11 protein-coding genes are annotated in these 12,559 nt (G+C 63.6%); 7 read left to right on the top strand and 4 right to left on the bottom strand.

What is annotated here, in order from left to right; all coding sequences use genetic code 11:
- Nucleotides 1-137: 137 nt before the first annotated feature.
- From LB557_RS13340 to LB557_RS13330, 3 genes are all read right to left on the bottom strand, one after another.
- Nucleotides 138-440 (bottom strand): hypothetical protein, encoded by a 303-nt coding sequence (locus LB557_RS13340; RefSeq protein WP_224644111.1) that lies wholly within the window; start codon nucleotides 438-440, stop codon nucleotides 138-140.
- Nucleotides 441-636: 196 nt separating this feature from the next.
- The gene (gene phbB, locus LB557_RS13335; RefSeq protein ID WP_015315305.1) at nucleotides 637-1,362 is read right to left on the bottom strand and encodes an acetoacetyl-CoA reductase; all 726 of its coding nucleotides are present in this window, start codon (nucleotides 1,360-1,362) and stop codon (nucleotides 637-639) included.
- Between the two features lie 101 nt (nucleotides 1,363-1,463).
- Nucleotides 1,464-2,642 (bottom strand): acetyl-CoA C-acetyltransferase, encoded by a 1,179-nt coding sequence (locus LB557_RS13330; protein WP_015315306.1) that lies wholly within the window; start codon nucleotides 2,640-2,642, stop codon nucleotides 1,464-1,466.
- Between LB557_RS13330 and LB557_RS13325 the strand changes: the two genes are divergently transcribed.
- Nucleotides 2,623-2,856 carry a hypothetical protein gene (locus tag LB557_RS13325; RefSeq protein WP_224644112.1) on the top strand — a complete coding sequence of 78 codons (234 nt, stop codon included), beginning with the start codon at nucleotides 2,623-2,625 and terminating at the stop codon, nucleotides 2,854-2,856. The genes LB557_RS13330 and LB557_RS13325 overlap by 20 nt on opposite strands.
- 81 nt (nucleotides 2,857-2,937) lie before the next feature.
- Nucleotides 2,938-3,546 (top strand): polyhydroxyalkanoate synthesis repressor PhaR, encoded by a 609-nt coding sequence (gene phaR / locus LB557_RS13320; protein ID WP_015315307.1) that lies wholly within the window; start codon nucleotides 2,938-2,940, stop codon nucleotides 3,544-3,546.
- A gap of 20 nt (nucleotides 3,547-3,566) precedes the next feature.
- Here the strand turns inward: phaR and LB557_RS13315 are convergent, their stop codons facing one another.
- Nucleotides 3,567-4,709, bottom strand: a complete 1,143-nt coding sequence (locus LB557_RS13315) for a citrate synthase (RefSeq protein WP_224644113.1) — start codon at nucleotides 4,707-4,709, stop codon at nucleotides 3,567-3,569.
- A 93-nt stretch (nucleotides 4,710-4,802) separates the two neighbouring features.
- Between LB557_RS13315 and LB557_RS13310 the strand changes: the two genes are divergently transcribed.
- The 5 genes from LB557_RS13310 to LB557_RS13290 all read left to right on the top strand — a co-directional run bounded on the left by LB557_RS13310 (nucleotide 4,803) and on the right by LB557_RS13290 (nucleotide 12,479).
- Nucleotides 4,803-5,891 carry a citrate synthase/methylcitrate synthase gene (locus tag LB557_RS13310; RefSeq protein WP_224644114.1) on the top strand — a complete coding sequence of 363 codons (1,089 nt, stop codon included), beginning with the start codon at nucleotides 4,803-4,805 and terminating at the stop codon, nucleotides 5,889-5,891.
- Nucleotides 5,892-6,110: 219 nt separating this feature from the next.
- Nucleotides 6,111-7,241 carry a patatin-like phospholipase family protein gene (locus LB557_RS13305; RefSeq protein ID WP_224644115.1) on the top strand — a complete coding sequence of 377 codons (1,131 nt, stop codon included), beginning with the start codon at nucleotides 6,111-6,113 and terminating at the stop codon, nucleotides 7,239-7,241.
- A gap of 92 nt (nucleotides 7,242-7,333) precedes the next feature.
- Complete coding sequence (locus tag LB557_RS13300; RefSeq protein WP_181171150.1) at nucleotides 7,334-7,510, top strand: hypothetical protein; 177 nt, start codon at nucleotides 7,334-7,336, stop codon at nucleotides 7,508-7,510.
- 536 nt (nucleotides 7,511-8,046) lie between these two features.
- Nucleotides 8,047-9,222 (top strand): efflux RND transporter periplasmic adaptor subunit, encoded by a 1,176-nt coding sequence (locus LB557_RS13295; RefSeq protein WP_224644116.1) that lies wholly within the window; start codon nucleotides 8,047-8,049, stop codon nucleotides 9,220-9,222.
- Between the two features lie 80 nt (nucleotides 9,223-9,302).
- Nucleotides 9,303-12,479: an efflux RND transporter permease subunit gene (locus LB557_RS13290; RefSeq protein ID WP_015315311.1), complete on the top strand. Its 3,177-nt coding sequence runs from the start codon at nucleotides 9,303-9,305 to the stop codon at nucleotides 12,477-12,479.
- Nucleotides 12,480-12,559 lie beyond the last annotated feature (80 nt).

Here is a 12,559-nt window from a genome sequence, read left to right as displayed (position 1 = left end):
GAAAGCAGAATGTTCCGGCAGGGTTCCGGAGACGCCCGTCTCACTCCGCAAATCAGCCCCTGCTTAACGGTTGGAACGAGTCTGGAACGAATCAGCGACGAATCGGCGACTCCGTCAGATTCAGCTTTTGTTCACGGCTAGATATGGATTTTGTTTCCACGAGTCTCACCACATGCTGAATCGCCGAACTGGCCCGTTTTATGCTGGGCGGGTCCTTCCGTTAACTTTCGCCGGGAACGATGAGGGCGATACGGTGCGCCCCCCGTTAAACTTATGAAACTGTTAATCTTTCTAAACTCGACGTTAAAGAATAGCAGCTTATCGCGGCCATTAATCTTAACATTGGGCTCAAAGCCGGAACGAATCGGCGACAAAGCAGCGCCGGCCGTATTTTCTCTTTTTGTTCCCCCAATATCTTGTGTTGTGAACAGCTTATCCACCGAGAATCCACAGGCTTGATCACAGGGTTCGCACAGACGCGCCTACCGGCATTAAGCTTTGCGTGCCGGATTGGGGCATTGCGTCACAGCGATGTCTTCCAAGAGTCAGGCGCCATTTGGAAGCGGACCGATTTTCCGGTCCGCCTATCGCAGGGTACGCATGAATCCGCAGCGTTGGACTGCGCGAGCAGACGTCTCAGACGAAGTACTGGCCGCCATTGGCGGTGAGGGTCGAGCCGGTGATGAAACCGGCATCTTGCGAAGCGAGGAAGACCACGCAGCGCGCGATCTCTTCCGGTTCGCCAAGGCGACCCACGGGGATTTGCGGGATGATGCGCTCGTTGAGCACCTTTTCGTCGATTGCCTTGACCATCTCGGTGGCGATGTAGCCAGGGCAGATGACGTTGACGGTGATGCCCGCGCGGGCGCCTTCCTGGGCGAGCGCCTTCGAGAAGCCGATGTCGCCGGCCTTGGCGGCGGAGTAATTGACCTGACCGGCCTGGCCCTTCTGGCCGTTGATCGAGGAGATGGTGATGACGCGGCCGAACTTGCGGTCGCGCATGCCGCCCCACAGCGGATGGGTCATGTTGAAGACACCGGACAGATTGGTATCGATCACCTCTTTCCACTGCTCGCGGGTGATCTTGTGGAACATGGCGTCGCGGGTGATGCCGGCATTGTTGACCAGCACCGAGACAGGGCCGAGGTCGGCCTCGACTTGTTTGATACCGGCCGCGCAAGCGTCATAGTCGGCGACCGACCATTTGTAGACCGGAATGCCGGTCTGCGCCTTGAACTTCGCCGCCGCCTCGTCATTGCCGGCGTAGTTCGCGGCAACCGAATAGCCGGCGTTCTTCAAAGCGATCGAGATCGCCGCGCCGATGCCACGCGATCCACCCGTGACGATTGCAACCTTGGTCATGCATTTCCCCTTTTTGAAATCGCCCTGTTGTCGGGCTTGGCAGGCACTGGATTTACTACAGGCACCACATGTGAAACGGGCGGCTTGCGCCGCCCGTCCTATCAGAAGGCCTCCACGCACATGGCGACGCCCATGCCGCCGCCGATGCATAGGGTGGCCAGCCCCTTCTTGGCGCCGCGTCGGCGCATTTCGAAGACCAGCGTGTTGAAGATGCGGGCGCCCGAGGCGCCGATCGGGTGGCCGATGGCGATGGCGCCGCCATTGACGTTGACGATCGAGGGATCCCAGCCCATGTCCTTGTTGACGGCGCAGGCCTGTGCGGCGAACGCCTCATTGGCCTCGACAAGGTCGAGATCCCCTGCCGACCAACCGGCCCGTTCCAAGGCCTTGCGTGAAGCGGGAATGGGTCCGGTGCCCATGATCGCCGGATCGACGCCGGCGGTCGCCCAGGAGGCGATGCGCGCCAGCGGGGTGATGCCACGCCTTGCGGCTTCCGCTTCGCTCATCAGCAGCGCGCCGGCGGCACCGTCATTGATGCCGGAGGCATTGGCGGCGGTCACCGTGCCATCCTTGTCGAAGGCCGGCTTCAGCTTGGTCATGGCATCGATCGTGGCGCCGTGGCGGATGTATTCGTCCTGATCGACAACCGTATCGCCCTTCTTGCCCTTGATGGTGAAGGCGACGATCTCGTCCTTGAACTTGCCCGCCTTCTGCGCGGCCTCGGCCTTGTTCTGCGAGGCCAGTGCGAACTGGTCCTGGTCGTCGCGGGTGATCTGGAACTGGCGGGCGACGTTCTCGGCGGTGTTGCCCATGTGGTAGCCATTGAAGGCGTCCCACAGCCCGTCCTTGATCATGGTGTCGATCATCTTGTAGTCGCCCATCTTGACGCCGGCGCGCAGGTGCTCGGCGTGCGGCGACAGCGACATCGATTCCTGGCCGCCGGCAATGATCACCTTGGCGTCGCCGGTGGCGATCTGCTGCATGCCGAGCGCGATGGCGCGCAGGCCCGAACCGCAAACCTGGTTGAGGCCCCAGGCGGTGGTCTCCTTGGGCAGTCCGGCAAGGATCGAGGCCTGGCGGGCCGGGTTCTGGCCTTGCGCCGCGGTCAGCACCTGGCCGAGGATGACCTCGTCGATCTCGGCCGGTTCGACCCCGGCACGCGCCAAAAGTTCCTGCACGACGACGGCGCCGAGCTCATGCGCGGGCGTGGCGGCGAAGGCGCCGTTGAAGGAGCCTACAGCCGTGCGCGCGGCGCTGGCAATGACGATGGAAGCGGACATTTTCTTCTCCAGACTTCAAGGGTGTTGTTGTGCCGTTGAGGACTTTTTTGCCCTTTCCCACCCCCAAGTCAAACCGGAAATCGGCATGGCGCCGATGCGCCGCAAGCGGGCCGCGCATCGCGGTGTCGGCGGTCCGGTCGCTGCCGCGCAGCATATTTTGCCTGCTATGCAGCATTATATGATCCCGCAGTGCACAAACTGCTTGGAATTGTAGGGCTTTTGCGCATATCCTCAAAAAGGGCGCAATCGTTACCGGCTGCTTACTCAGGCGTGCCGGTGTCCGGGGAGGATGCAGATGGCCGCAAAAGACGACCCTATCATTATCAAGAAATACGCCAATCGCCGCCTCTATAATACGGGGACGAGTACGTATGTGACGCTCGAGGATCTGGCCGAGATGGTCAAGAAGGGCGAGGAGTTCACCGTCCAGGACGCCAAGACCGGCGACGACATCACGCATCCGGTGCTGACCCAGATCATCTTCGAGCTGGAGAACAAGGACGGGCAGAACATGCTGCCGATCCCGTTCCTGCGCCAGCTGATCGCCTTCTACGGCGACCAGATGCAAATGATCGTGCCGAGTTTCCTCGAGCAATCGATGATCGCCTTTTCCAAGGAACAAGAGCGGTTCCGCGAGCAGATGAAGGGCGCCATCGGCAAGTCGCCACTGGACGTGATGAAGATGGCGACGCCGATCAAGGCGCTGGAAGAACAGACGCGCCGAAACATGGAAATGTTCCAGAACGCGATGCGGCTGTTCACGCCTTTTCCGCCCGCCGGCTCGGCACCGGCAGCGGCCCCCGCCGAGCCGGCCAGGAAGGAAGCGCCGGAGAAGTCCGACGATCTGCAGCAGTTGAAGGACCAGATCGCGGCCATGCAGCGCAAGCTCGACACGATGTCATGAGCGCATAGCGCTCACGCGATTTACGGCAGCAATCCCTCATAGCGGCCGCGCGGCCGGATGATGCTGCCGCTCACGATCTGTTCGACCAGATGTGCCGCCCAGCCGACGCTGCGTCCAAGCGCGAAGAGGTGGAACGGTGCATCGAGCGGCAAGCCAAGGCTGCGCGCCAGCACGGCCAGGGCAAAATCGATATTCGGTTGGGCGCCGGTCGCCGCCATGGCGGCGGTTTCCAGCGACCGCAATGTTTCATCGGTGTTGTCGAAGGTCGCCAGAAGCGCCGTGGCCCGGGGATCGCCCTCGGGATAGAGCTGGTGGCCGAATCCCGGCAGTGGCCGGTCGTGGCCAAGCCAGCGCCGGATCGCGGCATCGGCACCATATCGTCCCGCGTCTTCGGCGAGTTGCATTACCGCTTCGCCGGCGCCGCCGTGGCGGGGACCTGACAGTGTCGCCAGGCCGGCCAGCAGACAAGCGGCGGGCGAGGCTCCGGTCGAGGCGGCGACGCGGGCCGCGAAGGTCGACGCATTGAGTTCGTGATCGGCAAGCAGCACAAGCGCACGCCGAATCGCATCCGCGCCTTCATCGTCCACCGACCAGCCCCGCGCCAATCGCTGGTGTACTGGTTCCGACCCCGCCTCGGCGCCGAGGGCGCTGGCCAACACGCCGATCGCGTGTGCGGCATCAGTGCACAGCGAGGCACCATTTCGTCCAAGCGAGGGCCGCGCCTGGCCGGCAAGCAAAGCGAGTTGCACGAACGCCTGGGCGCGGCCGGTCGGGCGCGGCGCATCTGGAGGCGATGCTTCGAAATGGACCGGGCCGGACAGAGCCCAGAGCAGTCCAGCGGTTTCTTCCAGCGTGGCATGGTCGGACAGCGCAACGGCATTCCGGCCCCGATAGATGAGGTTGCCGTGCCAGACGGTCGAAATCGCGGTGACGAGCGACGGCTCCCCCCAGGCGATCGCGCTTTCGGCGATGGCCGAGGGGCTGCGCCCGCGCGCCCTTCGCGTAGCAAGCGCCGCGATATCGTCGGCGCGGTACTGGCTGCGGCGCGCATCGGCCCGATCCGGGCGCATGCCGATGCGGCCGCGGCTGACATAGGCATAGAGCGTCTGCGGCCTCACCCGGAGCCTTTCCAGCGCCTCTTCCCGCGACAACCATTCGGACATATCGAGCTCAGATATTGATTCTATTGATCAAGATTGATGCTTATGGCGCCCATCCTTATCTCCCACCAGGAAAAGCTTCAAGGAGACAAGGCCATGGCGAATGGGCTCGATGATGTGGTGGCGGCCGAAACCGTGCTGTCCGACGTGGATGGCCTGGGCGGCCGCCTGACGATCCGAGGCCATTCGCTTGGGGACTTGGCTGGACGATGGAGTTACGCCCGGGTCGTCCGCCTGCTGCTGGACGGCTTCTTCGACGATCTGCCCGGTGACGCCGAACTGGCGGCAAGGTTAGGCGGGGCACGCACCGAGGTCTTCGACCGGCTCGCGCCTTCGCTGCGCCTGCTGGCGCCCCTCGAAATCTACAGCGCCATGCGCGCCGGCATGGCCTTGCTGCCGGATGGCGAAACGCTGGCGGACGCCTTGCGGCTGATCGCTGCGCCGGCGGTGCTGACGCCGCCCTTGCTGCGCCTGCGGCGCGGCGAGCAGCCGATCGCACCCGACGGCAAGGCGGATCATGCCACCGACATGTTGCGGATGCTCAGGGGATCGGTCCCGTCGCCGGCATTGGCAAACGCGCTCGACACGTATCTGGTGACCGTTTGCGATCATGGCCTCAATGCCTCGACCTTCGCCACCCGCGTCGTCGCTTCGACCCTGCCGGGCCTGACATCGTCGGTGCTAGCCGGGCTTGGCGCGCTCAAGGGGCCGCTGCATGGCGGCGCGCCCGGCCCGGTCATCGAGATGCTCGACGCCATCGCCGCGCATGGCGATGCGGCCACCTGGCTGCGCGACGAGATCGCGCATGGCGAACGCATCATGGGCTTCGGTCACCGCATCTACCGCGTGCGCGATCCGCGTGCCGATGTCCTGAAAGCGGTGGTGCGCAAGCTTGGCGGTGAGGGCGACACCGGCAGGCGGCTGGCTTTCGCCGAGACGGTCGAGCAAACCGCGCTCGACGTGCTCCGGGTCGCCAAGCCGCAGCGTTCGCTGCAGACCAATGTCGAATTCTACACCGCACTGGTGTTGGAAGCGGCAGGGTTTCCGCCCGAGGCGTTCAGCAATGTCTTCGCAGCCGGACGCGTCGCCGGCTGGGTCGCGCACGCGCGCGAGCAGCAGACCACCGGACGGCTGATCCGTCCGCAGTCACGCTATATCGGGCCTGTGCCGGACCTCGTCGCCTAGCTCCCATTTGCCTGGCTTCATGTCTGTTTCGAAAGCCGCGGTCTCTCCGCATGCAGCGATTGGCTTTCGCATGACCGAAATTTCATGTGATCACGCGAGCGTGTTCGTGTTCTTGCCTTGGCCCATCCTTATATGCTGCACTGCAACATAAGCTGGCGATAGCTGCTTCCTTCGAATGACGTGGGGGGCGGGCTGGCGTATCAGGATGACAGGAACGCCATGACGAAGAGCGGCAAGGCGGAGGAAAAGAAGAAGATCAACATCGCTCTCCAGGGTGGCGGCTCGCATGGCGCCTTTTCCTGGGGCGTGCTCGACCGGCTGCTGGAGGATGGCAGGCTGGAGATATCGGCGGTGTCCGGTACCAGTGCCGGCGCGATGAACGCGGTGGCGCTGGCTGACGGTTTTGTCAGAGGCGGGGTCGAGGGCGCGCGCAAGAAGCTGGACGATTTCTGGCGCGCGGTGGCGGCGAAGGGACGGTTCAGCCCGGTGCAACGCATGCCGTGGGATGTCGCCTGGGGCAATTGGTCGATCGAGAACACGCCGGGCTATGTCTTCTTCGACACCATGTCGCGGGTATTCTCGCCCTATGTCGCCAACCCGCTCGGCCTCAATCCGCTGCGCGACGTCGTCGCGCGGGAGATCGATTTCGGGAATGTCCATGCCTGCAAGCCGATGGAACTGTTCATCTCCGCCACCAATGTCGAGACAGGGCAGTTGCGAGTGTTTTCCGATGGCGAGATCGATCTCGACACAGTGATGGCCTCGGCCTGCCTGCCGCAATTGTTCCGTGCTGTCGAGATCAAGGGCGTGCCCTATTGGGATGGTGGCTATGGCGGCAATCCGGCGCTCTATCCATTCTTCAAGACGGCGGCGACCGAGGACGTGCTTCTGGTGCAGATCAACCCGGTGGTGCGCGAGGGAACACCGAGAAGCGCCAACGAGATCCAGAACCGCATCGACGAGATCACCTTCAATGCCGGGCTGCTGCGCGAATTCCGCTCGATCGCCTTCGTCAAGGAACTGATCGCCGCCGGGCGTCTGCCGCATGGCGAATACCGGGACATCCGCATGCACCGCATCGATGCCGACGAGGCGTTCAAGGGCCTGTCGGCATCCTCGAAGGTCAATGCCGAATGGGCCTTCCTGACCTATCTGCGCGACCTCGGCCGCACCGCCGCCAGCGACTGGCTTGAAGAGAATTACGCTGCCGTCGGCAAGCATGCCACGCTCGATCTCTCGGGCGAACTCGACGACGGTTTCAAGCCGGTCCGCGGTCCAGCACCGGGCCGTCGCGTGAAGGAGTTTCTCGCCGTTCGCAAGAATCCGGAGGCAGAGCGCCGTCGGGCCTGAGCCCGCCGGCGGCATGGCGGGGTCTCCGCAGCAGCGCGTAGTCCAGCGCTGCTGGCGTGACAGCAACCTTGGCGTGCGGAAGAGCCGTCATCATGCTGACGCCTGTTGCCACCAACGGTCAGATGACGCCGGGCGGAAGACGTCCGAAGGGATCGGGCGCAATGCTCGACCCGAATTGCGAATGGGACGAAACACACCCGGTGTTCCCGCACCTGTCTCGTGCCGAGCCCTATGTCGCGCGTATCGCGACGCGATGGTCCAAGGCGTAAGAATGCGGGCGCGTTGAGTTTTTCAGCATCAGGTTCGACCTCGGGGCCTTGGCGGCGGCAAGCCTGACCTGAAAGGTTGCCGTGCCTTTTTTCGAACAATTCCAGCCCTTTAGTAGAGTGTTATGGTGTCTCGATCATTGCCTCTCGCCGATCACACTGACGCGGATCGTCGGTTTGTGCCTGCACTTCGATCGGCGACGCAATGCGGATCGCGGCTATATTTCGGAGACGGCCGGACGGGCCTGTGGCGAGCCGCGCTGGTCTCCGGTGGACGATGTTTCAGAGCCGGATTGTGAGCCGGCGGCCGGCTTCACCAAGTAGCCTGGCAAGTGACGAAGTACCGTTTCACGGCGGCCACACCTTGTTCGGCTACGCAATGCTGCTGCAACTTTGGGGCTATATTGCGATGCAACTTTGATGTAGAAGCGCGCTCGCCGATCACGGCAATTTGAACACGGTCGAGCGCGCACCCATATCGGCGACGCGCCCGCGTCATCAGACGCGGTGCTGGCCGAACCCGCAGTGGAAAAATGACGATGCCTAAAATCAGGTTTCACAAGCTTGCAGCCATTGTTGTGCTCATCGGTTTCGCGGCGTGGATGGCGACCGGCGAGTTCTCGTCGGTCGGCAGCGTAGCGGCGAACAAGGCCAAGGCAGCCGAAGCCGAGCAGGGCAAGACGCCGGACGCGAGCAAGCCGAAGACGGCGGAAGCCGAACCGAAGGCTCCGCTGCGTACCGTCGCTGTGGTGACGCCGCCGCGAAAGACCTATGCGCGCGCCATCCGCATTTCCGGGCTGACCGAAGCCGACAAGCGCGCGGTGCTGGCAACCCGCGTCGCCGGCGTCATCGACAAGCTGCCGGTCAAGCAGGGCGACCACGTCAAGACCGGCGACCTGGTGCTGATGCTCGCCGCCGAGGAAAAGATCTCGATGGTCGACAACGCCAAGCAGCTTGTGGCGCAGCGCAAGGCCGAACTCGACGCCGCCGAGCGTCTGGCCAAGACAGGCAATTTGCCGAAGCTGCAGCTCGACACCGCCCGCTCCAACCTGACCCAGGCGCAATCCCAGCTGGACACCGCACAGGCCGAGCTCGACCGCAACGAAGTGAAGGCGCCGTTCGACGGCGTCATCGACCGGGTGCCGGTGGAACTCGGCAGCTCCGTCATGCAGGGCGGCGAGGTGGCGACGATCCTCAAGCTCGACCCGGTGATCGCGCGCGGCGAAATCAGCGAGCGCGACCTCGGCTATCTCAAGATCGGCGACAAGGCCAGCGTTCGGCTGGTCAGCGGCCAGACCGTCGAAGGCACCGTGCGCTATATCAGCCGCGACGCCTCGTCGGCGACCCGCACCTTCCGTGTCGAGATTGCCATCCCCAATGCCGATGGCTCGGTGCCGGCCGGCATGACGGCCGAAATCCGGCTCAGCGCGCTGCCGACCGACGCGGTGCTTTTGCCGCGCTCGGTGGTGACGCTCGGCGACAAGGGCGACCTCGGCATCCGCGCCGTCGGAAAGGACAACAAGGTGGCGTTCTTCCCGATCGATCTGGTCGACGATACGCCGACCGGTCTCGTGCTTGGCGGCATCCCGGCCGATGCGCGCATCATCGTTGCCGGCCAGGAACTGGTGAAGGAAGGCGACGAGGTCCATCCGGTCGAGGCCGATCAGGCGACCATCAAAAAACTGATCGGCGAAGCCACCGCCGGGACGCAGTAGCGCATGGGCGCCGGCGCCGGGCCTTGTCCGGCGACAGCATGTCCGTTCGCCACTCCCGAAAGCAACAGCAGGCATAAGTCATGGATATCGTCAGACTCGCAATCAACAATGCCCGCCTGACCATCTCGGTCCTGGTCTTCCTGCTGATTGCAGGCTGGGTCGCCTATCAGTCGACACCGAAGGAAGCGGAACCCGATGTTCCGATTCCGATGATGTATGTCAGCCTGATCTATCAAGGCATTTCGCCGGAGGATTCCGAGCGTCTTCTGCTGCGGCCGATGGAAAGCAAGTTGAAAAGCCTGAAGGGCCTCAAGGAGATGCGCTCGGCCGCCTTCCAGGGCGGCGGCTACGTTCTGGTCGAGTTCCAGCCGCAGACGAACCTGGCGACGGCACTGCAGGACACACGCTCCAAGGTGCAGGACGGCAAGGCCGACCTGCCGCAGGCGGCCGAGGAGCCTGTCGTCACGGAGGTCAACATTTCCGAATTCCCGGTGCTCGTCGTCACGCTGTCCGGCGAATTGCCCGAACGCGTGCTGGCTGCCGCGGCGCGCGAACTGCGTGATCGCATCGAGGAAGTGCCCGGCGTGCTCGAAGGCTCGTTGCAGGGCTCGCGCGACGATCTGGTCGAGGTCGTCATCGATCCGATGAAGCTGTCGTCCTATGGCCTGCAGCTCGACCAGCTGATCGGCGCGGTCGGTGCTTCCAACAGCCTGGTCGCCGCCGGCAACATTGAGGGCTCGGAAGGCAAATATGCCGTCAAGGTGCCGTCGCTGATCGAGACACCCGAGGATGTGGCGGCACTTCCCGTGGTCGCCGGGCCCAATGCCGTGGTGCAGGCCAAGGACATCGCGACGATACGCTCGACCTTCGCCGACGCGACGACAATCACGCGCCTCAACGGCAAGCCGGCCATCGCCATCGAAGTCAAAAAGCGCATCGGCGCCAATCTGATCGATACGCTGACCAAGGTCAGGGAGGTGTCGGATGCCTTCGTCAAGACCATGCCCGAGGGCATGCACGTCACCTACACGCAGGACAAGTCGGTCTTCGTCAACCAGCTGCTGGGGGACTTGCAGAACCATGTGATGATCGCCGTCATCCTGGTGTTCATCGTCATCCTCTACGCGCTGTCCGGCCGTGCCTCGCTGCTGATTGGCCTGGCCATTCCGTCGTCCTTCCTAATCGGTATCCTGCTGCTTGCCATGATGGGCTACACGATCAACATGATCGTGCTGTTCAGCCTCATCCTGGCGGTCGGCATGCTGGTCGACGACGCCATCATTGTCACCGAGTTCGCCGAACGAAGGATGAGCGAAGGCATGCCGAAGCAGGAAGCCTTCGCGCTTGCCGCCAAGCGCATGGCCGGCCCGGTCATCGCCGCGACGATGACGCGTATCGCCGCCTTCTCGCCGCTGTTGTTCTGGCCCGGCATCATCGGCGATTTCATGAAGTACATGCCGATCACGCTGATCGTCACGCTGTCGGCCTCGATGCTCTATGCGCTGGTCTTCGCGCCGACGCTGGGCGCTATATTCGCCAAGGCGCCGCAGCATCACGAGGATGGCAATCGCGACGGCTGGTACATGGCTGTCGTCAAGCAGGCGGTGCGCTTTCCCATCACCGTGATGGTGCTCACCGTCGTCTTGCTGACCGGTATTTTCGTTGGCTATTCAAAGTACGGTGCCGGCGTCGAGTTTTTCCCGAGCGTCGAACCTGACTACGGCCTGCTTTACGTGCATGCCCGCGGCAACCTTTCGCTGGCCGAAATGGATACGGCGACCAAGATCGCCGAGAGCCGATTGCTCGGGTGGCCTGGCGTGAAGTCGGTCTACACCCGCGTCGGCAAGACGCAGGGCGGCGGCCAGGACGTGCCCGAGGACGTCGTCGGCGTCATCCAGTACGAATTCATCGACTGGCGCGAACGCAAGTCCGCCAACCAGATCCTAAGCGATCTGCGCGGCGTGATGGCCGGCATTCCCGGGGTCGACGTGGAGGTGCGCGTGCCGGAAGCCGGTCCGCCGACCGGCAAACCGATCCAGATCAGGCTATCGGCCGTCGATCCAGCCGGCCTCGACGACAAGGCGCGCGCCGTCGCGGCGCGTATCGCCAAGGTGCCGGGCGTCATCGATATTTCCGATGGCCTGCCGCCGCCCGGCGTCGACTGGGCTCTCGAGGTCGACCGCGCCAAGGCCGCGCAATACGGCATCAGCCCGACTTCGGTCGGCACCGTGGTGCAGCTGGTGACGAACGGACTGAAGCTCTCCGAATACCGGCCTGCTGGTGCCGATGACGCCGTCGACATCCGCCTGCGTCTTCCGGAAGACCGGCGCACGCTGTCGACGCTGGACGAGCTCAGGGTGCAGACCTCGCAAGGGTCGGTGCCGATCTCAAACTTCGTCGTGCGCAAACCCGAGCCGACGGTCGGCATCCTCAACCGCATCGACGGTGCCCGAACCGTGGTGGTGCAGGCCAATGTTGCCGCCGGCCAACAGGTCGCGGCAGTCCAGCAGCAGGTCACTCAGGCCGTCACCGATATGAATCTGGGCAGCGGAATACGCTGGAAGCTCGCCGGATCGAACGAGGACAGCGCGGAAGCCAGCGCCTTCCTCAGCAAGGCCTTCGGCGCGGCGATCTTCCTGATCTTCTTGGTGCTGCTGGCGCAGTTCAACAAGTTCACCAGCGTATGGCTGGTGCTGTCCTGCGTGGTCATGGCGACAATCGGCGTGTTCCTTGGACTGCTGATCACGGGCGAGACGTTCGGCATCGTCATGTCGGGCATTGGCGTCATCGCGCTGGCCGGCGTGGTGGTGAACAACAACATCGTGTTGATCGACACCTACGACCGGTTGCGTGAGGAGGGCTGGGACAAGATGGACGCGGTGCTGCAGACCTGCCGCGAGCGTGCGCGACCGGTTGTGCTGACGGCGGTGTCGGCGATTCTCGGCGTGCTGCCGATCGCCTTCGGCCTTGGGCTCGAAATCTTCCATCACGAGACGACGATCAATGCGCCGTCGACGCAATGGTGGATTTCGCTGTCCTCCGCGATCGTCTTCGGCCTGTCCTTCGCCACCATTCTCACGCTGGTTGTGACGCCGTCGATGCTGATGGTGTTCACCCGCGCCAAGGTCAAGCCCGGCGCGCGACGCGGCTTAATCAGCCGTCTCTTCCGGCGCGGCCAGGGCGAGATATCGTCCCAAGGGCCTCTGGCAGATGTCGGCGCCGAGCCGGCAGTCAGCTTTCCGAAGGCGGCGGAATAGAGCATTTCGCAGGCCAAGCAACAAAGGCCGTCCGGGAACAACCGGGCGGCCTTTTGCATTGTTCCCTCGAATGCAACCAG

Source organism: Mesorhizobium sp. BR115XR7A (assembly GCF_020165315.1).
GTDB classification, from domain to species: domain Bacteria; phylum Pseudomonadota; class Alphaproteobacteria; order Rhizobiales; family Rhizobiaceae; genus Mesorhizobium; species Mesorhizobium australicum.
The sequence above is the reverse complement of the archived record's forward strand: the minus strand, read 5'-3'. Positions and strand labels throughout refer to the sequence as shown.